The sequence below is a fragment of the Lapidilactobacillus wuchangensis genome (assembly GCF_003946645.1).
In the GTDB taxonomy this organism is placed as follows: domain Bacteria; phylum Bacillota; class Bacilli; order Lactobacillales; family Lactobacillaceae; genus Lapidilactobacillus; species Lapidilactobacillus wuchangensis.
Window position 1 is genome coordinate 30,861 of the sequence record NZ_RHOU01000004.1, and the last position, 26,733, is coordinate 57,593.

The following is a 26,733-nucleotide window of genomic DNA, read 5'->3' on the forward strand; positions in this document are numbered from 1 at the left end:
CCTTTAGATGGATTTTCTCTAATTTTTAACTAAATATGGCCGAAATATTCGGTAATTGTCGTGATTTGTGGTAAATTCAAATTAGAGTAACCAATACGAAAGCTTGTGGGTAGATGAAAACAGTCAAACCGATTGAACAGCCAACAGATTTGCATACTGGATTGACCACAGAGCAAGTCAAACAACGTGTTGAACAGGGGAAGACCAACGTTCAATTAAAGAAACTCTCACGCTCAATTCCGCAAATTTTGGCTGATAACTTTTTTACATTATTTAATATTTTAAACTTTGTGATTGCGATTCTGATTTTTTGGACTGGCGCCTATAAGAATCTGTTCTTCTTGGGACCAGTGCTGATCAACCTAATTATTGGTAGCTATCAGGAAATTCGCTCCAAGTTAACTGTCGATAAAATTAGTTTGGTTAACGAAAGTAAACTAACGGTCACTCGCGATGGCCATGCCCAGACGATACCGATTGATCAATTAGTTGAAGATGACATTGTGCTGTTGAAGCGTGGTAATACTGTGCCGGCCGATGGAATCGTGCGCATTACCACGGGCTTGCAAACCGATGAATCTAGTTTGACTGGTGAATCTGATTCGGTTTCTAAAGAAGTGGGTGCGCCAGCCTACTCGGGCAGTTTCGTGATTGCTGGCCAAGGTTATATTCAATTGACCCAAGTTGGTCATGCCAGCTTTGTGGCCCAGCTGTCTAATGCTGTTAGTCAGGACAAGCCGGAGCTCAGTGTGCTGATGCGGATTATTAACCGGATTATCAAAGTCCTGACTTACACGATTATTCCGGTGGGATTAATTCTCTTTTTCCGTTCCTATTTACGCAATGGTGATTTAGTGAAAGCTATTCTGGGCACTTCCGCCTCGGTCATTGGCATGATTCCCGAAGGTTTGGTGGTGCTGACATCAATTGCTTTGGCGACAGGCGCGTATAAATTGAGTCAACGCCATATTTTGGTGCGCTCCTTAAATGCCATCGAAACTTTGGCGCGGGTGGATACTTTGTGTCTGGATAAGACCGGGACAATCACCACCGGCCAGTTAACAGTCAAGAAAGTTATTCCTTTTGGTCAAAGTGAGGCTCAGATTGACGCCATCGCCACGTTAATTGTGCAAGCCACTAAAGAGACCAACGCCACTGCAGCCGCAATTCTAGCCCTAGAAAAAAAGGCCCTGTCAGCACCTGTCCAAGACGTGATTGCTTTTTCTTCGGAGCGGAAATATTCTGGGGTCGTTACTGCTGATCATCATTATTTGATGGGGGCACCGGAGTTTATCTTGACTGATGTCAGCGCTGACCAGCAGGCGGCGATTGATCAAGCGACGACTGCTGGCTATCGGGTTTTGGCGGTGGTCATTGAAACGGCCGGGCGGCGTGAGTTGGCTGGATTAATCTTGATTGCTGATCAAGTCCGTAAGCAAGCCAAGGATACGTTTGCCTACTTGCGCAATCAAGGTCTACAATTGAAAATTATTTCTGGCGATAATCCTGTTACAGTCGTTAACGTCGCGCAACAGGCTGGAATCGAAGGCAGTGAACATTATGTTGACCTTAGTCAGGTTGGCGATAACCCGGATTATCAGCAATTAGTGTCTGACAATCAAGTTTTTGGTCGGGTGAAGCCCCAGCAAAAGGCCGAATTGATTAAAGCCATGCAGGCTAATGGTCAAACTGTGGGGATGACTGGCGATGGTGTCAACGATGTGTTGGCGATGCGCCAATCTGATTGTAGTATTGCCATGGCTGGTGAGAGTGATGCTGCTGAGGCGACCGCTAATTTTGTGCTGCTGGATCATAACTTTGATTCGATGATCAATATGCTGAATGAAGGTCGGCGAGTGATCAACAACGTGGAGCGGGTCGCTTCGATGTATTTGATTAAAACAATTTATTCGGTCGTTTTATCAATTTTGTTTATCATTCTTGGCACTGGTTATCCATTCCAGCTCTCACAAATGACACCGATCAACGTGCTGACTGTTGGTATTCCAACGTTCTTCTTGGCGCTGGAGCCTAACTACACGCCACCAGCTGGCCGCTTCATGCGCAATGTTATGGAAATTGCCTTACCTGCGGCCCTGTGCGATATCTTGCTGCTGGTGGGCATTAACATCCTCGATCGCTGGCAAAATTATTCTTTTGCGACCACTTCAACGTTGTCCGTCTTTACTATCGGCCTGATCGGTTTCTGTGCCTTAGTTTCCATCAGCAATCCGTTAGTGCCACGAAAGAAAGTGATGATTGGCGCCCTCTTCGCGCTATTCATCCTCACTTTCTTCTATGCCACGAAAATATTCGCCTTGCAATCAATCTGGCCACTTAACTGGTGGTACAGCTGGCTCTACCTCGCCTTACTGCTAATCAGCTGGCCCCTATTCCTCTTCATGCGCGAAGTTTTGGGACGGCGAGTTTTCTCAAGGATTAAGTGGAAGTAGCGAGTACGTTATTCGCTTATTGTTATCAACGAAAAGTTAAAAAGCATAAAAAACATTCTTCATAATAATATTATTGGTCTTGACCATAGACATATTATTAGTGAAGAATGTTTTTCTGTCTGCTATTAGCCCACGGAGACGGCATAACGAGTTAAGTTATAGGAATATTCAAATGAACTAGCTGGTACCCAATATAAGCCACCAGCAGGATCAGCGACATGATAGGCTCCGTCTTTGAAGCCATCCAATGTCATTACATGACTATTATCAATTCCAGTACCCCACCAATATTGATGATATTGTGGATTACTCCAATTCATTGTTACGTAAATGATTATTGGATGACCGGCTTTTAACTGTGTCTTTAGTCCCTCAGATGATGTTCCACTGATATTTGTTACAGTACCAAAGCGACTACCCCAGTTTGCCAATGCTGCGGGATAAATCGATTGGAATACGTTAGCAACGACTGTTTGATAACTTCCTCCAAAGCCCTCGTTTGGATTACCGCTTTTAGAAATTGGCATAGTGGCAATAAAACTAGACAGACTATAATTTGTTGCATAACCTTTGCCATGTAGTGCTTCAAGTAGAGCACTAGCCTCACAGGCCATTTCGCCGACCTGATATTGATTAATGTAAGGTACATTCAGCAAAATACTATTATTTGCGACTTCATTAGGCTCCTTTACTTGGGAATCGTTGTTAGTCTGAGAATCGTGATTACTGTCACTGAGTGTATCGGTGGAATGTGACGTTGAATTCGTTACCGTCTGACTTGATGAAGCTTTATTAGTTTCGGTCTTGACCTGGTTGGCCTTTTTCTCAGCTAAGTTAGCAAGCTGAGTAGTGGCTGATTTGAGTTTTTGATGCATTTTTTCTTTAAAAATAGTGTTTTCAGATTTATCAACTGATTTTAATGCCTGATCAATGCTGAGTTGTGTTATATTAGCAATTACTACTTGTTGAGTACTATCATCGAAAAGCTTGTTAACAGCGATTGATGCTTGATACTGATTGTTAGCTTCGTTGTATTTCAGCCTCAATATTTTATTGAATTTCTTTTTGCCATTAATGTAGGTGGGGTTACTCGGTTCTTTCGTTGTGTCTATTAAGCCTTCTGAATTGAATAATTTCTCAACTTTTTTCTGCTGTTCAAACATTTCTTCTGCAATTTGAGCTGATTGTTTACAGCTAATTAAACCAATTCTTTGCTTTTTGTTTAATTGGTTTACCTTGATTCTTTTCAGAATAGATTTTGCTTGGGCAAAATCCTTGGATGACAAATTTTCGACTATTAGCTCCTGTCGGTTATTTGTATAGAATTGTTTAACGATATTTGTATAACGAGTTAGCGCTTTTACTGAAGCGTTTATTTCAGCTTTAGCTGATTGATTTTCCTGTTTGGAACACCCTATAAGCGGAAATAGGAACATAATAAGCATTGTAAGATATATAATTAGCTTCTTTTTTCGTAAAACCATGGTTGCTCCTCCTTAATAACCAGTTATTCCTTAATTACTAATTTGTAGTAAAGTCGTTAATATTAAAAATGGGCCTGGTTACTGTTTTAATGTGAATAGTTTACTAATTTATATTATAGGCTAGTAAGTGCCGATAATCATTAGTAATATCACAAACAATTAAATGGCACAGTGCTCGATCCTAGTCAACTTGCCATTTTTGCGCTATGATACAACCCGTTTCAGTAATAGCCAGTTTTCAGAAAGGATGATGTTCATGTTACCATTAGGTCTTAAAGGCGATGATTCTCAAGCACAGCTGCAGGATCGGTTGCAGTATCATCCCAATACTTATGAGTTTTATTTAAGCCCGGCTGATTTTAGCAGCGCTGGTTGGGCTAAACTAACGGCAGCAGTCAACGATGTTAGAAATAGTGGTGTGCAACATGTGGTTTTGCATCAACCGATGAAATATCACGACCAGCACGTGGAAATGGCGACTAATCAGCAGGTCCGGCCACAATTGTATGAATTTTTGCATCGTTCTACGGAAATGCTCTTAGAGTTAGTTCAACAGCAAGATTGTCAGGTATTATTTCACGGTGCGTACAGCTTGACGCCTGCTGAAGCTTTGCAACAATATGATTCAGTTGCAGAGGCCGAGGACGTTATTTGGCAGCGACTGGCGAAAATTGACGCTGTCGCCCATGACCATGTGATGTTCGAGAATTCAATTTCGGAATTGTACCATTATGGCTTGCCGGCCAGTGATCAAAAAATTTTGGCGACCAATTATCGATTGGTTTATGATGTCAGTCATGCTTTTATTTACTTGCATGGCAATAATGAGTTGCTTCAACAGAGTTTAGCAACTTTACAGCCGCACATTGCTCATTATCACTTAGTTGATTCTATGGGGCTGTTTCACGATAGCTTGCCATTAGGTGATGGACGGATTGATTGGCGTGGCGTTTTACCGCTATTAAATCCCCAAGCAACTCGAATTTATGAAATTGATTTAGCTGATCCCAATCATTGTGCGGAAATGCTGGCCAGCCATCATTATTTAGAAAAAATTGCCGCCGAATTAAAGTAAGATATTAATTGAAAAATAAAATAGCAGGTTACTTCAGCAATTTCGAAGTAAGCTGCTATTTTTTTGATACTGAAAAGTAGTGAGCAATATGTTAGACTGATTAGTACACAGAGAAGTTGCGTGGTGGCTGTCTTTGAGAAAGCGTGGTGATGCCAATGAATTTTATTGGACGAACAACACGGAAGGGACAATTGATTGTCTGTTAAAGACGCATTGCAACTAATGTTTATTGCTGGTGAATTTGTTATTCATCTGATAACTTTAGTTGTAATTTTGATTAAATTTAGATCAAAAAAATAACCGCCCATAACTTTCGACAGTTTGCGGTTATTTTTTAACTAAAATACCAAAGACAGTCACCGTTTGAAACGGTTCTGTGAGGGCAGCGGTCCATCACAACCGCTGCTTTTTGTATCTTTAGTATAACATATTCACAAATAAGTACAATTATTCTGAAGTAGTTATCGAAATATTTGAAGTTACTCGACACCAAAAACCCACCGCCCGTCACAGCTTAATCGTGTTCAAGGTGACAAATAGTTAGGCCTAATTTAATTAATTGCTCGATCGGTTATCACCGCTCAATCAATTAATTGAAATTAGGCTACGCTAAAAGACCGTCATCTTTCACAACATAATTGCGTTCTGGTCGGTAAATGGCTATGGCTAACTTAAATATTTCGACGATCGGTTAGCACCGCTCATCAAAATATTTGAAGTTAGCCTACGCCAAAAGCCCACCGTCCGTCACAGCTTGAAAATACAAAACCACCACTTCTGGGCAGGAAGTGGTGGTTGTTTCATTTTATTTTGGAGGAGTAAAATGAAGAAGTAATGAAGAAAATTAACAATTTGGGTTTTAGGGTTTTTGGAGTAGAAAGTTTTGTGACAAGCAATTAAGTAACTTTCTATATTGACTACTATAACCGCTGTCTATGATGAAATCGTGGGGGAAAAATGTTCCTTTACTGAAGTAACTGTGACGAAATTATGAAGATGAGTTTTAATCGGCCGGGCTAAGGAAAAGTTCGGCACGTTAAGTCTCAATTAAGGAGAAAAAATAATGGCTTACTGTACGGTTTGCGGCACTAAGTTACAACCGAAATTTCTGGAACATGAGGGTGAGATTCCTTATTGTCCCAACTGTCAGGAATTTCGTTTTCCACAATATAACGTGGCTATCAGCGCGATTGTGCGCAATCCAGCAGCTGATAAAATTCTGTTGTTGCAACAATATGGCGGTCAGCGCAATATTTTATTGGCCGGTTATGTCAATCGCGGTGAAGCAGCAGAACAAGCCGTGGCGCGTGAGGTCCGGGAAGAAGTACAATTAGCGGTTCAACAAATCAAGTTTAACCGCAGTGAATTTTTCGAGAAAAGTAATACGTTAATGTTGAATTTCAGTTGTCAGGCAACTAGTGAGCAGTTTACGCGCAATCAGGATGAGGTCGACCAGGTGCAGTGGTTTAGTTTTGCTGAAGCTCGGCAGCAAATTGCTGCTGGATCGTTGGCGGAGAAATTCCTGGATGCCTATTTAGATCAGCTTTAGCAGCTGGTTACGATTATTTTTCTAAGAATAAGATCAACAAATTAATTGACGGCAATTTGTCAAGCGCTTTCAAATGTTGCATAATAGATTTGTATGTTTTTCCAGATATACGAATTTACAGATGAATCGGGGTTATTATGCGAACACACATCCAAAGTGCCAAGCTTGTCTTGCTCATATTGGGGGCGTTCTTGCTAACTGGTTGTCGTCATGCGGTCGCGGCGCAAGTGAAAGAAACCGCGGCACCAATTAAAATCACTTATTGGCATCGTATGACCGGCTCGTGGGCAAAGTCGCAGGAAAAGTTAATTAAACAATTCAATCATTCTCAGAAGAAGTATCAAATTGTCGCGAAGTCATGGGGGAGCTATCAAGCGCTTCACGATCAAATTGAAACTGCTGGAAAAAACAATCATTTGCCAGTTTTGGGGCAAACGCCGTATACCAATATTGGCGATTACGCTGCTCAAGGCTGGTTGGAACCATTAGATCAATTTATTTATCATGGCAAAAATGCCTTGACGCGCAAGCAAGTCGTTAATATCAACCCCAGCTTTTTAGCAACGGGTAATTATGACAATAAGCAATATGCGATGCCATTTGCCATGTCGACCCGAATTCTGTATTACAATCAAGATTTATTAGAGGCTTATCATTTAGAAGTGCCGAAAACTTGGTCCGAGTTGCTGGCCACGGCTGCTAAGGCAAAAGCGGCAGGTTTGACGCCGATTGTTTTGGATCATTCGCCGGACATGGAATTGGAAAGTATGGCGTATGGTGCCAATCAGCAATTAATTGACGATCAATTACACGTCAATATTGACACGGCAGCTACCCAGAAAATGAGCACGATGCTGATTCAAGGTAGTCAGCAGGGGCTGATTCAGATTGCTGCTCCTGGAAAATATTTTACGGATTCATTTGATCAAGGCAATGTCTTGTTCGGGATTGGGTCCAGTGCCGCAATTCCCGAGGTGTTGGCTCATGCACCAAAGATGACTTGGAATACTGCGCTGTTGCCAAAGTATGAAAATAGTAGTACTAATGCGTTGGCGGGCAGTGATTTAGTGATTTTCAAACACGCGTCGGCGAAGCAGCAACAAGGCGCTTGGGCATTCATTAAATTCTTATTGAAGAAAGAAAATGTGGTGAAATGGTCGCAAGCAACAGGTTATGTGCCCGTCACCCAAACGGCGATCGACAGTGCCAAATATCAAAAGTATTTGCAGATTTGGCCGCAATATGATGGTGCCATCAAATCAATTAAGACCTCATTTAGCTCGGAAATCTTTAACGGCTATCAAGATTATCGCCAAGATTTATTAATGGCAATTGATAACGTGGAGCAGCATCCTGAGCAATTAGCAACCACGTTAACGACCCTGCAGAAGCAAACTGAAACGATTATTTATGATCATCAGCAGCCTGAATAATGGTTGCAAAGTTCCATTGTTCAAGACTTTCCCTAATTTGGGTGGTAGTTGCTGGGCGAATTAGAGAAGCTCGGTAATAATTGATCAGTAATTCAAGGTAGGCTTCAGGCAGAATGGCGGACAACTCCGTTGCGGCCGGCGGGTTGTGGAACGCTGCCGACGTCGATTTAAGCTTTTGTTGCACAAAATCTTAAATACGAGTCTTCTTCTAAATGGCTAGCGCCATCAAGAAGAATTGGGCGGCTGACAACCCGGCGGCCTCCACTGCGTTTTGAGTTAGGCTGGTCCATTTTAGTCTTGATTGATATCAAGGCAATATTGGTAAAGTTAGATGTCAATCGCCCAGCAACCACCTGATGAAACTAACAAAATTCAGCACCACTATTTAGAAAAATAGATTGATGTAAACTAATGAGCCTGTTTGACAAGTTTTCTGGATAAAACCAGAAACTGTCAGATGGGCTTTTTGAATACCTCTGTTCAGTTATGACAACGATTTGAAATAAGGTGATTAGTTCCACTGCAATTGCCCAAATTTCTAACAAAAATAGAGGAAACTACCTCATCTCCAGACGGCGTGGAGGGATCTTGGCGTCAGCAGCCAAATTTGTCTTGCCGCTTTAGCGGTTAGACAAAGGCTTGTATTTGAGATTGTTGCACAGCAATAAGCTCAAATCAATGCCGGCCGCGTTCCACGCAAAGCAGCTCGGAACAGAGTCAGACGCAATTTTGTTTATTCATCTTCACTAGAGTTAAGGGTTTTGAACTTTGTTTTGCGGTAAGTATCAATCAGTGTTGTCGTCCAATGACAAACAAATCGAAATTAAAACATTAACTATCCTGCAGTTTCCACCGTCACGATTCTAGCGAATATGGTATGCTAGAGCCATGATAAATTTGCAATGAGGTGTAGATAAATGAAAATTGCCGTTGCTCAATTTCAAGCAGCTTTAAAAGAAAATCCACCAGTTGTGCGCGAATTACCAGCACAAGCTAAAATTACCGAAACTGACTTACCAAAAATAGCGACTGATTTATTGGCCGCCAGTCAAGATTTAATTAACGAGGGCCGTTTAGGGTACAGTAGTTATCAAGTGACCAGCGAACCAGCCGTGCAATTTACTGTGGAGTTAAGCCCGGTTAATTTACCAATGGCCGATGCCAAAAAGGTTAATCAATTCTTTGGTGATGATAATGATGTTGTGCCATTAAATGTCTATTTGGTGACACGCTCGACTTATTTGAATGTTTCCCATTTGCATATCGACTTGTTAGGTAGCAGCGAAGATGATTTAACGACTTTTCATGAGGAAATGTTGGCAATCATGACCCTTAACTGGCAAACAATTGTGGATCATTTCCAGAATCCACCGATTGAACCAGCCAAGCCTGCTGCTAAAGCAACGACGAAGAAGACCACGACTAAGCGCAAAACAACGCGTCGGACCACGAAGAAGACAACCGCTAAAAAGGCCACAACTAAGAAAGCCGCGACTAAGAAAACAACCGCCAAAAAAGCAACTACCACGAAGAAGGCCGCTGCTAAAAAGCCAGCTACTAAAAAAGCTGCAGCAAAAACCACTACGACCAAAAAGGCCACCACAAAGAAAGCCACAACCAAAACTGCCGCTAAGAAAACGTCCAGCAAGGCGACTAAGGCTTAATGATGACCGTTAATACATTCACGACTGTTATCTTAGAATTCTTTATTTATGCCATGGTTGGTTGGCTGTGGGAGACAAGTTTGGCGGCGGTAAAACGCCATAAATTTGTGGATACTGGTTTTCTAATTGGCCCGATTACGCCAATTTATGGTTTTGGGGTCGTCGGCGTCATTTACTTATTGGAGCCGTGGAAAAATCAGTTAGGCATGCTATTTATCTTAGCGACGATTTTAGTATCACTACTAGAATACTTAACTGGCTTTTTACTGGAAAAATTATTCCACACAAAATGGTGGAACTATGAAAAAGTGCCACTGAATATTCAGGGTCGAGTTGCTTTGCCGGTCTCAATTTTCTGGGGCATCTGTTGTGTTCTGATCATTCGCTTTGTGCAACCAGAAGTGGTCCATTTGGTTGATTGGCTACGCCGCTTCGGCTTATTATTACCAGTTGGCTTGATTGCCTTAGGGTCTTTCGACTTTGGCTTTACTTTAGCCAACTTACAATCTTTCCGTCAAAAATTAGCGAAGTTGGAATTGGCTGTTGAAGAACGGCGCACGCAGTTTAACAGCGACGTGACCAACTTGCGGACTGATGTTCAAGAGAATTGGGACGACTTCTTAGAACGTCATCCTCAGAATCAAGCGCATCTGTCTAATTTGAATTTCGGCCAGCGTCATTTGCTGCGTAGTTTTCCTAATTTACGGACTGATAATGCAAATGTCAGCACGCATCTCGATGAAATTCGCGAGTTAGTGGTGGCCTTACGGAATAAGAGCAAACGCGATAAAAAGAAACAATCCATTTCTAAATAATTTCTTGTAAAAATACCGTGTTGCCATTCTTACATTAAAGGATGGCAACACGGTATTTTTGTGGATTATTATTTTGATATGGATTGTGTTGTTAGAATAGTTAGCTTAATCTTCAGTATCAGCGGCAGTTGCGGCCTGCATTTTACCAAGAACCAAACGAGCGATTGGGCCAACAATCAATAATTGTAACGGTAAAGCCATGATCAGGTTGAAAATCCAAGTGTTACCGTAAGTGGCCCAAGCATTGCCAGCACCAAATAATTTACCTTCAACAATTAAACCGAACAGTGACATGAAAGTGACCATGCCAAGCACCATGCAAATTGAAATGATGATGCCAATCAACATTGGCTTGTTTTTCTTGATTTCATCAGTAATGAAATACTTGAACGCAACTTTCTTGGCAACAGGGCCGACGACAAATAAATCTAATAGAATTGCGACGATTAAGCCTAAAGGATAACCAGTGATGATCGCCATGGGCAAACCACCGAAAAATCCTTCAGCACGAACAATATTATAGGCAGTCATAACCAAAACCATTAGGCCGGCCATGATTGCTGTGAAAACAACTTCTTCTTTTACATTTCTAGGCATCTATCAAAAACTCCTCTTCCTTAGTGATTCGATTGGTTAGTATAGCACTAAAAAGGGCCGCTTCGTAAGTTACAAATTGATGACATTTATGAAAAAATCAATTTCTTTTCTGAAAGATAGTCTTATACAGGATGAAATGTGTAAACAGAACTGGTTCTAACTTCATTCCGGGCTTGCTGGTTGTGGAACGCGGCCGGCATCGATTTGAACCAATTGAAAACCACAATTGTTTCAAATACGAGCCTTTGTCTAACCGCTGAAGCGGCAAGACAAATTTGGCTGCTTCTCGCAAGCTCCTACGCAAATAAAACCCGATTGGCTGACAACCACGCCCTCCATTCCGTCTGGAGTTGAGGTGGTGCACTACAACTTTATTAGAGCTTAAAGTAATTCTAGTAGGACTAATCAACCTAATTCGAATTGTTTCGTAATTGAACGGCGGTACCAAAAAGCCTATTCGACATTTTCTGGTTTAACCAGAAAGCTTGTCAAACAGGCCTAGTAGTTTATCTCAATCTGCTTTTCTAAATAGTGGTGCTCAATTCTGTTAGTTTCCACAGGTGGTTGCTGGCGATTGGCGTCAGCTGTGAAATTTGTCTTGCTGCTTTAGCAGCTAGTCAAAGCCTCGTATTTGAGATTGTTGCGTTAGCAATAAGCTCAAATCGATGGCCACAGCGTTCCACGCCCTCTAAATCGCCCAGCAGCCACCATCCCAATTGAGGAAGTCTTGGCACATTTTTCATTAGCAAAGGTTGAATCCTTATTTCTGCCGGCCAATATTATAATCGTCGTCCTTCATTGCAGCGACGTGACCAAGTAGATAACCATTACCAACTTGCGAGAAGAAGTCGTGATTGGCCGTACCAGTTGACAGACCATTCATCACGATCGGATTAACATCGTCAGCACCATCAGGGAAGAGTGGGTCTTGACCGAGATTCATCAGCGCTTTGTTAGCGTTATAACGCAGGAAGACTTTGACTTCATCAGTCCAACCAACAGTGTGGTAAAGTGCTTCGGTGTAACGCTCCTCATTGTCGTAAAGTTCGTACAATAAATCGTACATCCAATCCTTCAGCTTAATTTGCTCTGCTTCAGGCAATTCTTTGAAACCTAATTGGAATTTATAGCCGATATAAGTGCCGTGAACGGATTCATCGCGGATGATCAATTTAATGATTTCGGCAACGTTGGCTAATTTGTTATTGCCGAGATAATAAAGCGGTGTGTAAAAGCCAGAATAGAAGAGAAATGATTCCAAGAAGACACTGGCAATTTTCTTTTCTAATGGAGTGCCAGTTTGATAAATCGTATTAATCTTCTCGGCTTTAAATTGAAGCTGCTCGTTGTGATCCGTCCAATCGAAAATAGCCGTAATTTCTTCGCTACTGCATAAGGTGCTAAAAATTGAAGAGTAACTTTTGGCATGAACGGATTCCATGAACTGAATGTTATTGAAGACGGCCATTTCTTGCGGCGTGCGAATGTCCCGCCGTAACTGATCAATGCCATCTTGAGATTGGAGTGTGTCCAACAGCGTCAAGCCACCAAAAACGTGATTGACCACCGTTTTCTCGTCAGCCGACAAACCACGCCAATCATCTAAATCATTTGATAAAGGAATTCGCGTGTCCAGCCAGAACTGCTCGGTTAATTTCTCCCAAGTCGCTTTATCAATGGCATCTTCAATACTGTTCCAATTAATGGCTTCATAATAAGTTTTGACCATGGTTAACTCCTTTATTGACTTTATTTGACTCTTTTTGAAAAAGTGCGCTGGCTCTCAGAACTTATTGAAACGTGTTCGGGTCGGTAAATGGCTATGGCTAATTTAAATAATTGCTCGATCGGTTGCACCGCTCAACTAATTATTTGAAATTATCCTACGCCAAAAGATCACCGCCCCTCACACTCTTAGATCGTGCAGCTTTCGCATTCGTTGCTGCCGATTTCTTGGGAGTTGTCGGTGAAGGTGCGGACGTAATAAATTGATTTGATACCTTGGTAATAAGCATAGTTGCGCAGAATGCTTAAATCACGGGTGGTTTGTTCAGGTTCTTTTTTCCATTCGTACAGACCTTCAGGCAAGGTTGAACGCAAGAATAACGTTAAGCTCATGCCTTGGTCCACATGCACTTGAGCTGCTGCATAAGTATCGATGACTTTGCGCATGTCGGTGTCGTAAGCAGACTTGTAGTAAGGCAAGGTCCGATTACTGAGCAGTGGTGCCGGGAAGTACAATTTGCCGTTCTTTTTCTCAGTGCGTTCTTCAATCAAGCGGGTGATTGGATGGATGCTGGCGCTGGTGTCGTTGATGTAAGAAATTGAGCCAGTTGGTGCCACGGCTAGGCGGTTCTGATTGTACAAGCCATCTTTTTGCACGGCCACACTTAATTTAGCCCAGTCAGCCGGTCCCGGGATAAAAATGTCCTTGAAGAGATCTTTAACTACAGCTGATTTAGGTTGGTAGTTGGTTTGTTGATAGCGTTCAAAATATTTACCAGAAGCGTAATCAGAGTCGGCAAAGCCAGCAAAAGTTGTTTGGCGTTCGCGGGCAATTTCGTTACTGGCAACTAAAGTCCAATAATTCAGGAGCATGAAATAAGTTCCTGTAAATTCTAGCGCCTCAGGAGAGCCATATTCGATTTCGTGATCGGCTAAGAAAGTATGCAAGCCCATGGCGCCAAGGCCAATGGCGTGACTTAATTGATTGCCATAAGCCACGGTTGGCACGGCGACAATATCAGAACTATCTGCTACGAAAGTCAGGGCGCGAACCATCGTATTTATCGATTGACCGAAGTCGGCACTTTTCATGAGATTCAGAATGTTTGTGGAGCCCAAGTTACAACTGACATCGCGGCCCATTTTGACATAATTCTGACCGTCATCTAGTTCAGCAGGTGTTTGCACTTGTAGAATTTCAGAACAGAGGTTACTCATAATAATTTTGCCAGGGACAGGGTTGCTGCGATTGGCAGTATCAATGTTCAGAATGTAAGGATAGCCGGACTCTTGCTGGAGCTTACTGATTTCATTTTCCAATTCGCGAGCTTCAATATAATACTTGCGAATTTCTGGATTAGCGACTAAATTGTCGTATTCTTTAGTGATGTCAATATACGAGAAAGGCTGGCCGTAGATTCGCTCCACATCATAGGGACTGAATAAGGCCATCTGCTTATTTTCGCGAACCAGTTCGTAATATTTGTCAGGCACGATCACGCCTAAAGAGAGCGTCTTGACCCGAATCTTTTCGTCAGCATTTTCTTTTTTTGCGGACAAAAAAGAAATGATGTCGGGATGAAAGACATTTAAATAAACGGCGCCAGCACCTTGGCGTTGGCCTAGTTGGTTACTGTAGCTGAAACTGTCTTCAAGCAGCTTCATAACCGGCAGTACGCCACTAGAAGCGCCACTGATGCCCTTGATTGGCGCTCCAGCCTCGCGGAGATTAGAGAGGGTAATCCCGACGCCGCCGCCAATTCGCGACAGCTGCAGCGCACTATTAATGCCACGACCGATGCTGTTCATATCGTCAGTAATTTGAATCAAAAAACAAGAAACAAATTCGCCCCGACGTTTGCGGCCAGCATTAAGAAAACTAGGTGTTGCTGGTTGATAACGCTGATGAATCATTTCATCAGCTAAGCGTTCGGCTAATTGTTCATTGCCATCAGCAAAATACAAGGCATTAAAAAGAACGCGATCATTGAAATCCTCTAAATAAGCGGTACCGTCATTGGTTTTCAACGCATATTGATTATAAAATTTATAGGCCGCCATAAAAGATTTGAAGCGGAAATTTTGGCTGATCAACCAGCTAGCCAATTTCTCGATGAAGGCTGGCGTGTATTTTGCAATAAAACCTGCTTCTAAATAATCATTGGCAATTAACCAATCGATTTTCGCGGTAATTGAAGTGAATGGTTTGGTATTTGGGGCGACATTTTCTTTTAAGAAGGCAGCCAACGCGTCTTGATCCTTATTTAAAGGAATTTGTCCGTTGACCGGCCGATTCAGTTCGTTGTTCAGTTTGAAATAGGAAATTTGGTTAAGATCGAGTGTTTTGAGACTCAAGCTGTTGCACCACCTTTTTAAATTTACGTACATCGGCCGGCGTGCCATTGAATTCAAAGTCGAAAACAACGGGCACATCAAGGCCTTGAGCGATGTCTTTGGCGTTGTGAATGTAGAGCTCGTTGAAATTGCGGTTACCCCCACCAGCAATTCCCATGAGTTGTTGATGATTACCGTGATAACCAAGAAATTCAACGACTGGTTCTAACATTTCGTCATCATAAGTTGGAATCACCAGAATGAAAGGCGTGCCCATCTCATGATAAGGATTCGCGTCAGTAATCTCATAAGCTGGTAGCCCGACTTTTTCGATGAAGCGCCGTGTTTGTCCGGTAATAGAAAAGTAAGCGAGTTTCATCAGTTAACCAACTAACTTTTCTAATTCAGCGGGGCGGAAACCGGCAATTGGTTGCTCAGATTTTTCACTGAAAACTAACGGCACACTGCTAAAGCCTTTTTCACGCAAGTAGTCAGCAGAAGCAGGACTCTCACTAATATTAATTTCTTTAAAGTCGACGTGATGTTCGTCAAGGTAACGCTTGGTCATGCGGCATTGCATGCAACCATTTCGAGTGTAGACAACAATTTTGTTCATCATAAAATCCTCCTGCAAATAATTCTTGAAGCTGGGATGTTTCGATTAGGAAAAAGCCACTTAAGATTGATTATGATTATAGGCGCTTTTGTAATCCAGCACAATATATTGTGTTTGAATCTGAAATGAATACCAATTATTGAGTAAAACGTGTGTTCTCCTACTTTATGCGGTTAATTGTTAAATAAGTGAATATTCGGAAAAACGGTTACTGCCTTGTCAGTGGCGATTTTAAAAAAGGTCAGGTTTTTTTATGATTTTTAAGTCGCCGTTTTTATGCGAATAAAGTGAATTAAGCCTGCCAACACGTGCCCAGTAGTGAAAATGGGTAGTTGCATAACTAATCGTTAGGACGAGAGAATTCTATTTGGATAAGCAGTGATTCCGAGGAATTGAAATTGTTAAAATTCTGGTGAAGGTGTTGAAACAGAATTGAATCTGACTGCATTACGGGCTTGCTGGTTGTGGAACGCGGCCGGCATCGATTGATGCCAATTAAAAACCAAATTGTCATCAATACGAGCCTTATACTAAGCGATAAATCGCTAAGTATAATTTGGCGGCTGACAACCACGCCCTCCATTCTGTCTGGAGTTGAGGTGGCTCACTTCAGATTTGTTAGTGCTTAAGGAAATTCAACTGGGATTGAGCAACTCGATTTAAATTATTGTCACATCTGAACAGTATTAAAAAAGTCTGTCTGACAGTTTCTGACTTAATTCCAGAAAGCTTGTCAAACAGGCCTATTAGTCTATTGCGATTTGTTTTTCAAAACAGTGGTGCTCAATTCAGTTAGTTTCCACAGGTGGTTACTGGGCGATTGGCGTCAGCTGTGAAATTATTCTTAGCGATTTATCGCTTAGAATAAGCCTCGAATTTGAAACAATTTGGTTTTCAATTGGGGAAGTCTTGACACCACACTACCAATGCGAAAACCTATTCGCTAAATTCCAAATCAGGCGTCAAAGCTGCACACAACATTTTAATACCACGCTCGATTTGTTCCTGACTAGTGCCGGCATAACTTAACCGAGCGCAGTTAAAGACATTCTTGTGCGCGTATAAATTCGTTGATGGCACATACAACACATGATCTTCTGGCGCAATTTTTTCACGCAACAATTTATCCAAATTAACATCAGCTGGTCCCATTAGCCACAGGAAGAAGCCACCTTCAGGATGAGAAAATTGATAGCCACTTGGCAAATACTTCGTTAAAGCAGCACTCATCCAATCACGATGTTGCCGATAGTCTTGTTGCAACTTCCGCCAATGTGCTTGGAAATCGTTATGGGTCAAGTAGTCGGTCACTGCTTGCTGAATGATTGCTGGCGTTTCTAAATCAGAACCGTCTTTTAATAAGCGAATTTCAGTGAGTAGTTCTGGCGTAGTGACCAGCCAACCAAGCCGTAAACCGGGCGCTAAGACTTTTGAAAAGCTGCCGAGGCTAATCACATGGCCGCTATCGTCTAATGCTTGTAAGGCGGGTAAATCTTCGCCTGCAAAGCGCAAATGCCGGTAAGGATCATCTTCAAGGATAATAAAGTCATATTTTTTAGCTAAGGCAATTAATTTTTGCCGTTTGGCTAGCGACATTACGAAGCCAGTGGGATTTTGGAAATTAGGAATCGTGTATAAGAATTTGATTTTATTGGTCGATAATAGCTGTTCGAGCAAGTCAACGTCTAAACCGTCAGCTTGCATTGGAATTTCTAAATAATCAGGTTCGTAAGCAGCAAAAGCAGCCAGTCCACCAATATAAGTGGGCGCTTCAATAGCAATTTTATCGTTTTTATTTAAAAGTAATTTCGCAACTAAATCAAGACCTTGCTGAGCACCTTGGGTCAACAAAATCTGACTAATATCAACGGGCGTCCCCTCGTCGGCCAGTTGTTGTTGTAAGTAAGCACGTAATGGCAAGTATCCCTTAGCGTTGTGGTATTGTAGTGGATTATCAGTGCCTTTAAGCAAAACACGTTGGAAGCTATCAGCTAAAGCAGCCTGCGGAAATAAGTTCGCATCTGGCAAACCGCCGGCAAATGAAATAGTGACATTATCAGGATCGGGGATTAAGTCCTCAATCCCAGTTTGACTAGTTGCGGCAATTCGTGAGGCAAATTCTTTGGTCATCATGGTTTACATCCCCCTTAAATTTCTTTCAATTGTATGTTAAACTATTTCAAAACAATAGTAAAATTCAAGGTTCTGAAATTAAGGTGAAAATAATTCACTTTTAAAAAGGGGCGTTTTTTGTGGCACTTTTCCAATATCAGGTTTTTGCAACGGTTGTGACTAACAAAACCTTTCGAGCAGCTGCCGAAACTTTACATGTGACGCCAAGCGCGATTAGTCATTCAATCAGTCAGTTTGAAACCGAGCTAGGTTTTCCGTTATTTGTCCGGCGGCGCACGGGGGTCGAACTCACAACCGATGGTGAAGCAATCTATCCACTAGTTCAATCGATTTTGAATATGGAAGCACGTTTGCAGCAGGTGGCAGCTAACATTCAAGGCCTGAATGCGGGATCAATTCGCATTGGCGCTTTCAGTAGTGTTTGTATTAATTGGCTACCAACGATTATTCAGAAGTTTCGCCGCCAGTTTCCTAAAATTGAAATCAGTATTGTTCAAGGTACATTTGAACAAATTGAAGAAATGGTCCAGCAAGGCCGTGTTGATATTGGCTTTTCAGCATTGCCGGTCGAAGATAATCTGTTGATTGAGCCTTTGATCCAGGACCCCATTTATTGTGTAACACCGACTAACTTTGTGCCCAAGAATAAAAAAAGCGTCACTTTGGCTGATATTGGCAAACGCCGCTTTATTTTACAGCAAGTAGATTATGATGGTGATACTAAGGCCGTTTTGGACCGTTATAACGTGACGCCAAACACGATTTCTTACTCAATTGACGATCAATCTATTTTATCAATGGTTGAAAGTGATTTGGGCTGGGGGATTTTACCGGAGTTGGCCTTGCAGAAGTTATCGGGTCGCGTGCATATTTACCCGTTCTCCGAAACGTATCATCGGACCATTTGTTTGGTAACGAATCGGGTTCAGGCTGAAACGCCGTCAACTCAGTTGTTTATCAACACCATTCACCAGCATTTAGCGGAAGTTTACGGCGACCGCTATATGGGGAAGAAATGATCTCAGTTACCAAATAATGGTAGTCAGCACTTCTCTGACGAAGTTGGTTTTTGGCAGAATTGAGTCTGACTGCATTCCGGGCTGCTTGGCGTGGAACGCGGCCGACACTGATTGAAGCCTTTTTTCAAAAGTCTTCAATGCAGGTCTTATCGTAAGTGCTAAAGCACCAACGATAATTTGGCGGCTGACGACAAGATCCCTCCATTCCGTCTGGAGTTGAGGTGGTGCACTTAATACTTGATAGCAATTAAGGCGATGTTAGCAAGATTCATTGGTCCAATTTAATCAGTAGTAATCGTTAAGTGGCACAAAAAATCGGTGTGACAAGTCCTATTTTTTTCAATAGAGATTGTCACACTGTTTGTGTTACCACGATTTGGTTTGGTCCAATAGTGCTGCTCGATTTTATTAGTTTAATCCAGTACTACTCTCGGGAAAACGGATTAGCGTAACCTAACAGCTTGATCAACATGGTTTTTAGATAAACGTAGTGATATTTCAATCTTCTTATACCAGCCATGGAATCAATTTGAGTGAGTTACTTGATTCTAACTTTATTGCCTTAGCTACTAGCAAGGATGAAGGACACAAACTTAACTCCAGACGGAATGGAGGGCGTGGTTGTCAGCCAATCGGTTTTTATTTGCGTAGGAGCTTGCGAGAAGCAGCCAAATTTGTCTTATTGCTTTAGCAATTAGACAAAGGCTTGTATTTGAGATTGTTGCGAAGCAATAAGCTCAAATCAATGCCGGCAGCGTTCCACAACCAGCAAGCCCGGAATGCAGTCAGAACGAATTCTGTTTTGGGCTCATAATTGATAGAACAACCAATTAATCGAAATTATCCGACGTCAAAAAAATCACCGGCTCTCGCAACTTTTTCGTGAATACGGTATAATTTAATAAAGGCTTTTTGGGAGGTATTTCAATGGGATCAGCATGGAATTGGATTGGTATTATTGCATGGTTGCTCGTTTTAGGCTACTTGATTTTCATCATTCATAACATCCGGCATCGTCATATTCGGATGATCATTATGTCGAAGAAGACATTTAGTTGGCCAGTGTTGGCGACTGATTTGGCTTTGATTGTTGTGTTCCTTGCTGGTTTTGTCTTTATGAGTTATCAGACCTTCTTCAATCAAGCTAGTGTTACTGAAGAACGTTTGGTTAAAGTGAAGTACACGACGGAGCCATTGGTTTTGCAGACGCAAGGTGATACTGGTTATATGGTAAAGGTTCAGCAAGGTGAGGGCCGGGCCGCCATCCAAACGTACACTTATTGGACTGAAGGTCATCAGAATCAGGTCAAGAGTATTCATGCCAGCATTGCTACTGGGAAAACACCGATTTCGATTGGTGGTAAGGTTTATCGCTGGCCAAGTAAAATGATTAAAACAGCCGATGAAGAATACAGTCAGGCGTTTGCTGCGCGGGTAGTTGCTACTTATAAACCAGGTTTCTGGAATGGTTTAGGCATGCGCGTTGGTCACAATGCCTTGGATTATACGATGATTCGGGTACCGTCTAGTACTTTTGTTAGTCAAGATGAGTAATTATTAAGCGCAATTAGTCATCATTAATGGCAGTTAATGATGGCTAATTTTATCTTGAAGTTCGCTCTTTTAGAAAGTTTTGGGGTAATTTGATTGGGAAAAAAGCAGTTTGGTACTCGTGACTTAATCTTCACGGGTTCATTGCTATTTGGTTTGTTTTTTGGGTCTGGAAATTTAATTTTTCCAGTTGCTTTAGGGCAAAGTGCCGGGGCTAATTTTTGGCCGGCATTATTTGGCATGTTGCTCAGTGCCGTTGGGTTACCATTGCTGGGTGTTTGTGCAATTGCCTTGACTCAAAGCAATGGTGTTTTATCCTTGGCCAATAAAGTGGGGCGTCATTTCGGCCGTATTTTTACGATCGCCTTGTATTTGGTGATTGGGCCGTTATTTGTTTTACCACGGTTGGCCGATACCGCCTTTGTCATTAGCTTTGGCACGGTAACCAACTCGCCTTGGTGGTTGCTGCTCTTTTCATTGTTGTTTCTAGGGAGCGCCTATTGGCTGGCACGACGCCCAGGAAAGTTATTGGATTATATTGGCAAAATTCTGAATCCGTTGTTTCTGATTTTATTGGCTTTGCTATTAGGAGCAGCCCTGATTAATCCACTGGGCGGCACTGGCCATCAACCTCAGCCGCAATTTGCGCAGCGGCCAATTAGCTCTGGCTTTAGTGTTGGCTATAATACCATGGATCTATTGGCGGCCTTAGCATTTGGCATTATCATTATTACGTCGTTACAGGTGCGGGGCGTGACGAAGCCGAAAGAATTAGCACTAACGACGATCAAAGCTGGCGTGATCAGTACTGGTCTAATGGCCGTTCTCTATGGCGCCTTAACTTATTTAGGGGCCAGTAGTGTTGCCAAATTTGGGGTGCAAGCCAATGGCGCTTTAACGTTGGCGTTGACCGCTCATTATTATTTTGGTCAATGGGGCCAGGTGATTCTCAGCGCCATCGTCATTGTCGCTTGCTTGAAAACGGCCGTTGGTTTGATTTCGGCCTTTGGCGAAACTTTCACTGATTTGTATCCGCAATGGTCTTATCAGCGCTTCATTTTGATTGCTACTGCTGGCGCTCTGATATTAGCAAATTTAGGGCTAAATCAATTAATTGCCTATTCAAATCCGGTTTTGATGCTGATTTATCCTTTAGCGATCACCTTGGTTTTAAGCAGTTTGATTTCCACCTTAACGCAACCGCCGCATTACTGGTCTTATCGTTTGGCAATGTTGTTTGTATTGATTCCAGCGATTCTGAATGGCCTGGCTAATCTACCAGCCAATGTTTTAGCGAAAATCGGTTGGTTGCACGGCTTCACGGATTTAAATCTGTTCTTGCCCTTTGCGGACTATGGCCTAGGCTGGTTGTTCCCGGCAATTCTGGGCTTAATGGTCGGCTTATTACTCGACAATTTCTGGGATAAAGAATTATAGTTACTAGGAATTTGTCAATGAAAGAAATTCACTTCTGATTTGTTAACCTGAAGTAATTGTCGTTAGTCCTAAATAATCTTAAAAGGCAGTCAAACACCGAACAATCCTGCTGGATTGTTCGGTGTTTTATGTTATTGATGACTGATCTTCCTGTCTTTTTAGGGCAATTTATTTTGAAAACTGGCTTTAAGCGCAATCTAACAGTCCTCACTAATTAGCGCAGCTTTGAATTTAGCGTACACATAACTATGTTTACCTATAATAATATGTTAAGATAACGGTGGAATAATAATTATGATGTATTTTTATATTTTATTAAAAAATAATTATTATCCGTTTCTGTAGTATTCCTTGCGTTGGCCAACTATTAAATGTAATGCCGTTTTGCCAATGATCTTAGCATGAATAATGATTAGTTTCGGGGGAAATTGATGATTATCTCTCTGCAAAAGTAGGCGCGGATTATTTCTTTTATATTCAGACAAGCGTATTCGTACTAGCCACTGGGGAGTGGCGAAAGATTAATTTGTGTAAATTCAAAATTATTGCAAAGTGATAATAAGGTCGGCGGTTATCAACACCGGCGGCTTTTATTGTCCTTTGCCAGGGGGGATTTTTTATGTTCAAAAAAAATATTGGTTTAGTTTGTACCTTGGTTTTATTAGCTAATGCTGCTGTCGTACCAACGGCTGCCACACAGGCGGCTACTGATGAAGCAACGCCAGCCGCTGTTGCCCAAACACAAGCAGCACCAACAAGTACACCTGTTAAGGCAACGCCTGCAGTGGCAACAACAGCCGCTGAAAGTATTGATCAATGGATGCCTAATAAAATTTTGCAACAAGTAGTTTTACGTTCATTAAATAGCAGTAGTTTAAGTACTGGACCACACAACTTCACCAGCGTTGACCAAATTACTCAAGCAGATATGCTTTATTTAACGCGAATTAGCGAAGGCGATATTACTCATATTGATGGTCAAACTTCTTTTTCATTGGAAGGTTTGCAGTACGCCACTAATTTAACTGAAATCATGTTACAGTCATCTGTTTCGACTGCTTATTATGGTGACATTACTGATGTTAGTCCTTTAGCTGGTTTAACGAAATTGACTGACTTGGAATTGACTGGTAATCGAATCACAGATGTTACGCCTTTAGCTGGGTTGACTAATTTAAAGCAACTTGGCTTGGCTTTTAACCATATTGGTGATTTTTCGAGTTTAAGCAGTTTAACGAAGGCCAGTATCAGTTATAACGATCAAGTGGTGATTTTGCCGAAGATTACAATTAATAGTCAAACGCGAACAGCGACTTTACCAACAGTGTTTAAGTTGACCAACGGGGCGGTAGCACCTTTGACCTACAAGTCCGGTGTCCTAACACCCGTTAAATATGATACTAGTAATGCCGCTGCACCATTCTACTATAGTATTTATTATGCTGGTGGTTACGCAACTCAAAATGCTGCTGGTGGGCTTGATTACAATACGATTCAAGATCAGTTGCCACCAGTAACAAGTATTCCTAGTATGCCTAATGTAACCGTAGTGCCTGTTGAAAATAAATATTATTTGATTGGGGTTGCCAGTACTGCTAATGGTGGGACTTTAACGCAAATTCAACCTTATTCATTAGCCACTAGTGCCGCTGATGTCACCGTTAATTATCAAGACGAAGCCGGCAAGGAAGTAGCTCCCTCTGAAACGTTAACTGGTTTAGTTGGCGATGATTATCAAAGTGAACTGAAGACCGTCGCTGGCTATACCTTCAAAGAGGTTAAAGATAATAACGCCACTGGCAAGTTTACCGACGCTGCCCAAACCGTTACTTATGTTTACACGAAGGATCCAGTCAAGGGTGCTGACGTCACGGTTAATTACGAAGATGAAGCTGGGAATGAGATTGCTGGTTCTGAAACGTTAACTGGTAATGTCGGTGCGGACTATGTTTCAGAACAGAAGGCTATTGCTGGTTACACGTTCAAAGCAGTTAAAGACAACAACGCCACTGGTAAATTTACCGATGCTGCCCAAACGGTTACTTACGTTTACACGAAGGACCCAGTCAAGGGTGCCGACGTGACTGTCAATTATCAAGATGAAGCTGGCAATAAAGTGGCTGATTCTGAAACTCTGAGCGGCAATATTGGTGACAGTTATACCACTGAACAAAAGACAGTTCCTGGTTATACTTTCAAAGAAGTTAAACAAAGCAGAATGGCAGGTATTTTCACTGATACTGCCCAAACGGTTACTTATGTTTATACCAAGGACCCAGTTGTTACCAGCAATGTTTATGCCCAGTATCAAGACGAAGCCGGTCATGAACTTGCCAAAACTGAAGCTTTTCAAGGCGCCATTGGTACTACTTATCAAACCCAACAAAAGACCATTGCCGGCTATCACTTCAAACAAGTGACTGGCGCCCAACCAACTGGCCTGTTTACTACTGCAGCCCAAACAGTGACTTATATTTATACGAAAGATCCAGTCACACCAACGAAGCCAGTAGTTCCCGGAACTGACGATAACAGTAATATTCTGTTACCTAAGACTGGTGGTAGTCAGACGGTAGCACCAAAGCAAGTTGCTAATCAGACTAAGCAACAGGCTGCCGCAACTTTACCAAAGACTAATGAAAAACGGCAACTTGGTTTACAAATTGCTGGTCTGGCTGTTTTAGTATTAACAGCAGGATTATTATTCGTACCAAAACGTCATCGCGATTAATTTCTGAGAATGGTATCAAGCCTTTCCTAATTAGGGAAGGTGGCGGCGGCGCAATTTTAAGGGCGTGGAACGCCATGGGCATTGATTTAAGCTTTTGTTACACAAAAGCTTAAATACAAGCCTTATTCTAACCGCTGAAGCGGCAAGAATAATTTCACGGCTGACGCCAATTGCGCCACCACCACCTGATGAAACTAACAAAACTGCTCACCACTACTTGGCCAAACCAGATTGTGGTGAGACAAAAACGGTGTGACAATCTCTACTGAGAAATAGAGAAGTCACACCGCTTTTTTATGTTGTTTAACTGTTAATAATGATTGAATTGAGTTTCTGAATTCCGCTACCACGGCCTTAAACGCTAAAAGTTGTGAAATGTGCTAATTCAACTCCAGACGGAATGGAGGGCGTGGTTGTCAGCCGCCAAATTTGTCTTGCCGCTTTAGCGGTTAGACAAAGGCTCGTATTTGAGATTGTTGCGTAGCAATAAGCTCAAATCGATGCCGGCAGCGTTCCACAACCAGCAAGCCCGCAATGGAGTCAGACCCCGTTCTGTTTCACCATCTTCATCAGATTTTAACGGTTTTGAATTTTAGTCTTCAGTTGGCTCAGATCAACGTCGGCCGCGTTCCACGCCAAGCAGCCCGGAATGCAGTCAGAACCGATTCTGTTTTTACATACTATATTTTATTGGAGAGAATGAGGATGTTTATTTCAACGACTCGTCTTTCTGATCAGCAAGAATCTCCAAGAAGCGCTGGCCAACTGCTGAAAGTGGTGCGTGTTTGAGCCAAATCAAGGACATTGAGCTGGTGATTGCCGGCGTGAAGGGGATGAATTTCAAGTTGTGATTATCAGTAATCAAATGGTTGATGCCCACGGCCCAGCCCAGTCCTGACTCCACAAGCAAATTCGCGTTGTAAACCAAGTTATAAGTCGCAATAAACTGTTTGTCTGGCAAAGAAGCACCAGCCCAACTTTCTAACATGGCGCGCACGGGTTGACGCTGGGAAATAATCAGTGGCTTGCCCTGGAGATCAGCGGCCGTAATTTGCGTCTGCGTAGCTAAGGGATCAGTTGCTGGCAAAGTGACGCCCCATTGATTGTTGCCGGGAATACTAGTGAAGGCATATTTGTATTTATCAGCTGGATCAATTACGACGCCAAAATCGGACAAACCATGATCTAGCCGTTCGAAAATATCCTCAGCATTACCACTATAAATCTGTAATTTAACATCAGGATATTGTTGGACTAAATTCTGGGCTGCTTGCAAAACAAATTGATTCAATCGCGATTCGCCCAGGCCAATAGTTAGCGTACCACTAAGTTTTTGTTCACGGTGTAAATCGCTGACGGCATTATTAGCCAACGTCAGGATCTGGCGAGCGCGATTGACTAAATAAGTCCCATCAGCAGTTAGCGTCACCGCATGACTTTGACGAATGAATAATTGCGTGTTCAGTTCGGTTTCTAAGTCTTTGATTTGTCGCGATAAAGCTGGTTGAGTGATATGTAATTGTTGTGCGGCGGCCGTAATCGTACCAGCATCAGCAATTGCCACCAAATATGTGAGTGTCCGTAATTCCATTGATGAAAGCTTCCTTATAATTTTTAGTAATATCATACCATTAAAGATAAGTATTAGCTATTCTCGACAACTGGTTGCATAATGAAGTCATTCAGAAAAGGAGTGTTCAAGTATGACAACACAACATGGTGGTATTTTTAAATTAGGTGACAAAAATGAAGCTTACGCAAAATATTTTATTGGTCAAAGTTATTTGAATTCATTGGTACCTGCTGACGATAACATTAATGTCAATGTGGCCAACGTGACATTTGAACCAGGCTGTCGCAATGATTGGCATATTCATCATAACGGCTACCAAATTCTTCTGGTCACTGCTGGTGAAGGGTGGTATCAAGAAGCTGGCAAGCCGGCACAATTATTGCATCCCGGCGATGTGGTTGCGATTCATGAGGGTGTTAAGCATTGGCATGGTGCCACTAAGGATAGCTGGTTCAGTCACATTGCGATTACCACTGGTAGTAGTGAATGGTTAGAAAAAGTAACTGATGAAGCTTATGCCAAACTTGGCAAATAATTCATTAAA

21 protein-coding genes are annotated in these 26,733 nt (G+C 42.1%); 12 read left to right on the forward strand and 9 right to left on the reverse strand.

The features are described 5' to 3' along the window. Positions 1-113: 113 nt before the first annotated feature. The gene (locus EKM82_RS04620; RefSeq protein WP_125767146.1) at positions 114-2,453 is read left to right on the forward strand and encodes an HAD-IC family P-type ATPase; all 2,340 of its coding nucleotides are present in this window, start codon (positions 114-116) and stop codon (positions 2,451-2,453) included. A gap of 125 nt (positions 2,454-2,578) precedes the next feature. Here EKM82_RS04620 and EKM82_RS04625 read toward each other — a convergent pair whose 3' ends face one another. After that, positions 2,579-3,937 (reverse strand): C39 family peptidase, encoded by a 1,359-nt coding sequence (locus EKM82_RS04625; protein ID WP_125767147.1) that lies wholly within the window; start codon positions 3,935-3,937, stop codon positions 2,579-2,581. A 256-nt stretch (positions 3,938-4,193) separates the two neighbouring features. Here EKM82_RS04625 and EKM82_RS04630 point away from each other — a divergent pair, with 256 nt between their 5' ends. From EKM82_RS04630 to EKM82_RS04655, 6 genes are all read left to right on the forward strand, one after another. Continuing rightward, on the forward strand, positions 4,194-5,012 hold the full coding sequence (locus tag EKM82_RS04630) for a sugar phosphate isomerase/epimerase family protein (protein WP_125767148.1): 819 nt from the start codon (positions 4,194-4,196) through the stop codon (positions 5,010-5,012). Between the two features lie 195 nt (positions 5,013-5,207). Beyond that, complete coding sequence (locus EKM82_RS11950; RefSeq protein WP_125767138.1) at positions 5,208-5,312, forward strand: putative holin-like toxin; 105 nt, start codon at positions 5,208-5,210, stop codon at positions 5,310-5,312. 763 nt (positions 5,313-6,075) lie between these two features. After that, the gene (locus EKM82_RS04640) at positions 6,076-6,561 is read left to right on the forward strand and encodes an NAD(+) diphosphatase (RefSeq protein WP_125767149.1); all 486 of its coding nucleotides are present in this window, start codon (positions 6,076-6,078) and stop codon (positions 6,559-6,561) included. A 137-nt stretch (positions 6,562-6,698) separates the two neighbouring features. Further along, positions 6,699-7,994 (forward strand): extracellular solute-binding protein, encoded by a 1,296-nt coding sequence (locus tag EKM82_RS04645; protein ID WP_125767150.1) that lies wholly within the window; start codon positions 6,699-6,701, stop codon positions 7,992-7,994. Between the two features lie 917 nt (positions 7,995-8,911). Then, the gene (locus EKM82_RS04650) at positions 8,912-9,658 is read left to right on the forward strand and encodes a hypothetical protein (protein WP_125767151.1); all 747 of its coding nucleotides are present in this window, start codon (positions 8,912-8,914) and stop codon (positions 9,656-9,658) included. Then, the gene (locus tag EKM82_RS04655; protein ID WP_225419658.1) at positions 9,658-10,473 is read left to right on the forward strand and encodes a putative ABC transporter permease; all 816 of its coding nucleotides are present in this window, start codon (positions 9,658-9,660) and stop codon (positions 10,471-10,473) included. The genes EKM82_RS04650 and EKM82_RS04655 overlap by 1 nt, the downstream gene beginning before the upstream one ends. Positions 10,474-10,578: 105 nt before the next feature. Here EKM82_RS04655 and EKM82_RS04660 read toward each other — a convergent pair whose 3' ends face one another. From EKM82_RS04660 to EKM82_RS04685, 7 genes are all read right to left on the reverse strand, one after another. Next, entirely contained in the window at positions 10,579-11,070 is a 492-nt protein-coding gene (locus EKM82_RS04660; RefSeq protein ID WP_125767152.1) for a DUF2798 domain-containing protein, read from the reverse strand. A gap of 760 nt (positions 11,071-11,830) precedes the next feature. Then, positions 11,831-12,799, reverse strand: a complete 969-nt coding sequence (gene nrdF / locus EKM82_RS04665) for a class 1b ribonucleoside-diphosphate reductase subunit beta (RefSeq protein WP_125767153.1) — start codon at positions 12,797-12,799, stop codon at positions 11,831-11,833. Positions 12,800-12,984: 185 nt separating this feature from the next. Further along, a complete protein-coding gene (gene nrdE, locus EKM82_RS04670; RefSeq protein WP_125767154.1) occupies positions 12,985-15,150 on the reverse strand; it encodes a class 1b ribonucleoside-diphosphate reductase subunit alpha in 2,166 nt (721 codons plus the stop codon). Next, complete coding sequence (locus tag EKM82_RS04675) at positions 15,125-15,508, reverse strand: ribonucleotide reductase stimulatory protein (protein WP_125767155.1); 384 nt, start codon at positions 15,506-15,508, stop codon at positions 15,125-15,127. The genes nrdE and EKM82_RS04675 overlap by 26 nt, the downstream gene beginning before the upstream one ends. Before the next feature lie 3 nt (positions 15,509-15,511). Continuing rightward, positions 15,512-15,745: a glutaredoxin-like protein NrdH gene (nrdH, locus tag EKM82_RS04680; RefSeq protein WP_125767266.1), complete on the reverse strand. Its 234-nt coding sequence runs from the start codon at positions 15,743-15,745 to the stop codon at positions 15,512-15,514. 340 nt (positions 15,746-16,085) lie between these two features. After that, a complete protein-coding gene (locus EKM82_RS11330; RefSeq protein ID WP_164508109.1) occupies positions 16,086-16,328 on the reverse strand; it encodes a hypothetical protein in 243 nt (80 codons plus the stop codon). A 353-nt stretch (positions 16,329-16,681) separates the two neighbouring features. Then, positions 16,682-17,878, reverse strand: a complete 1,197-nt coding sequence (locus EKM82_RS04685) for an aminotransferase-like domain-containing protein (RefSeq protein ID WP_125767156.1) — start codon at positions 17,876-17,878, stop codon at positions 16,682-16,684. Positions 17,879-17,997: 119 nt separating this feature from the next. Between EKM82_RS04685 and EKM82_RS04690 the strand changes: the two genes are divergently transcribed. From EKM82_RS04690 to EKM82_RS04705, 4 genes are all read left to right on the forward strand, one after another. Further along, entirely contained in the window at positions 17,998-18,897 is a 900-nt protein-coding gene (locus EKM82_RS04690) for a LysR family transcriptional regulator (protein ID WP_125767157.1), read from the forward strand. A gap of 927 nt (positions 18,898-19,824) precedes the next feature. Then, positions 19,825-20,451: an LVIS_2131 family protein gene (locus EKM82_RS04695; protein ID WP_125767158.1), complete on the forward strand. Its 627-nt coding sequence runs from the start codon at positions 19,825-19,827 to the stop codon at positions 20,449-20,451. 93 nt (positions 20,452-20,544) lie between these two features. Beyond that, on the forward strand, positions 20,545-21,885 hold the full coding sequence (brnQ, locus tag EKM82_RS04700; RefSeq protein ID WP_125767159.1) for a branched-chain amino acid transport system II carrier protein: 1,341 nt from the start codon (positions 20,545-20,547) through the stop codon (positions 21,883-21,885). 619 nt (positions 21,886-22,504) lie between these two features. Further along, the gene (locus EKM82_RS04705) at positions 22,505-24,616 is read left to right on the forward strand and encodes a MucBP domain-containing protein (RefSeq protein WP_125767160.1); all 2,112 of its coding nucleotides are present in this window, start codon (positions 22,505-22,507) and stop codon (positions 24,614-24,616) included. Between the two features lie 709 nt (positions 24,617-25,325). Here EKM82_RS04705 and EKM82_RS04710 read toward each other — a convergent pair. Next, positions 25,326-26,207, reverse strand: a complete 882-nt coding sequence (locus EKM82_RS04710; protein ID WP_125767161.1) for a LysR family transcriptional regulator — start codon at positions 26,205-26,207, stop codon at positions 25,326-25,328. A 112-nt stretch (positions 26,208-26,319) separates the two neighbouring features. On the opposite strand from EKM82_RS04710, the gene EKM82_RS04715 reads away from it, so the two are divergent. After that, complete coding sequence (locus tag EKM82_RS04715; RefSeq protein ID WP_125767162.1) at positions 26,320-26,724, forward strand: cupin domain-containing protein; 405 nt, start codon at positions 26,320-26,322, stop codon at positions 26,722-26,724. The last annotated feature ends 9 nt before the right edge of the window (positions 26,725-26,733 follow it).

Bases quoted from the DNA above. Each gene is read 5' to 3' on its own strand.
- EKM82_RS04675 (WP_125767155.1), bottom strand. From the start codon at position 15,508: ATGAAACTCGCTTACTTTTCTATTACCGGACAAACACGGCGCTTCATC.
- EKM82_RS04620 (WP_125767146.1), top strand. From the start codon at position 114: ATGAAAACAGTCAAACCGATTGAACAGCCAACAGATTTGCATACTGGA.
- EKM82_RS04715 (WP_125767162.1), top strand. From the start codon at position 26,320: ATGACAACACAACATGGTGGTATTTTTAAATTAGGTGACAAAAATGAA.
- EKM82_RS04650 (WP_125767151.1), top strand. From the start codon at position 8,912: ATGAAAATTGCCGTTGCTCAATTTCAAGCAGCTTTAAAAGAAAATCCA.
- EKM82_RS04660 (WP_125767152.1), bottom strand. From the start codon at position 11,070: ATGCCTAGAAATGTAAAAGAAGAAGTTGTTTTCACAGCAATCATGGCC.
- EKM82_RS04625 (WP_125767147.1), bottom strand. From the start codon at position 3,937: ATGGTTTTACGAAAAAAGAAGCTAATTATATATCTTACAATGCTTATT.
- EKM82_RS04710 (WP_125767161.1), bottom strand. From the start codon at position 26,207: ATGGAATTACGGACACTCACATATTTGGTGGCAATTGCTGATGCTGGT.
- EKM82_RS04645 (WP_125767150.1), top strand. From the start codon at position 6,699: ATGCGAACACACATCCAAAGTGCCAAGCTTGTCTTGCTCATATTGGGG.
- EKM82_RS04655 (WP_225419658.1), top strand. From the start codon at position 9,658: ATGATGACCGTTAATACATTCACGACTGTTATCTTAGAATTCTTTATT.
- EKM82_RS04640 (WP_125767149.1), top strand. From the start codon at position 6,076: ATGGCTTACTGTACGGTTTGCGGCACTAAGTTACAACCGAAATTTCTG.
- EKM82_RS04630 (WP_125767148.1), top strand. From the start codon at position 4,194: ATGTTACCATTAGGTCTTAAAGGCGATGATTCTCAAGCACAGCTGCAG.
- nrdF (WP_125767153.1), bottom strand. From the start codon at position 12,799: ATGGTCAAAACTTATTATGAAGCCATTAATTGGAACAGTATTGAAGAT.
- EKM82_RS04705 (WP_125767160.1), top strand. From the start codon at position 22,505: ATGTTCAAAAAAAATATTGGTTTAGTTTGTACCTTGGTTTTATTAGCT.
- EKM82_RS04685 (WP_125767156.1), bottom strand. From the start codon at position 17,878: ATGATGACCAAAGAATTTGCCTCACGAATTGCCGCAACTAGTCAAACT.
- EKM82_RS04695 (WP_125767158.1), top strand. From the start codon at position 19,825: ATGGGATCAGCATGGAATTGGATTGGTATTATTGCATGGTTGCTCGTT.
- EKM82_RS11330 (WP_164508109.1), bottom strand. From the start codon at position 16,328: ATGGAGGGCGTGGTTGTCAGCCGCCAAATTATACTTAGCGATTTATCG.
- nrdH (WP_125767266.1), bottom strand. From the start codon at position 15,745: ATGAACAAAATTGTTGTCTACACTCGAAATGGTTGCATGCAATGCCGC.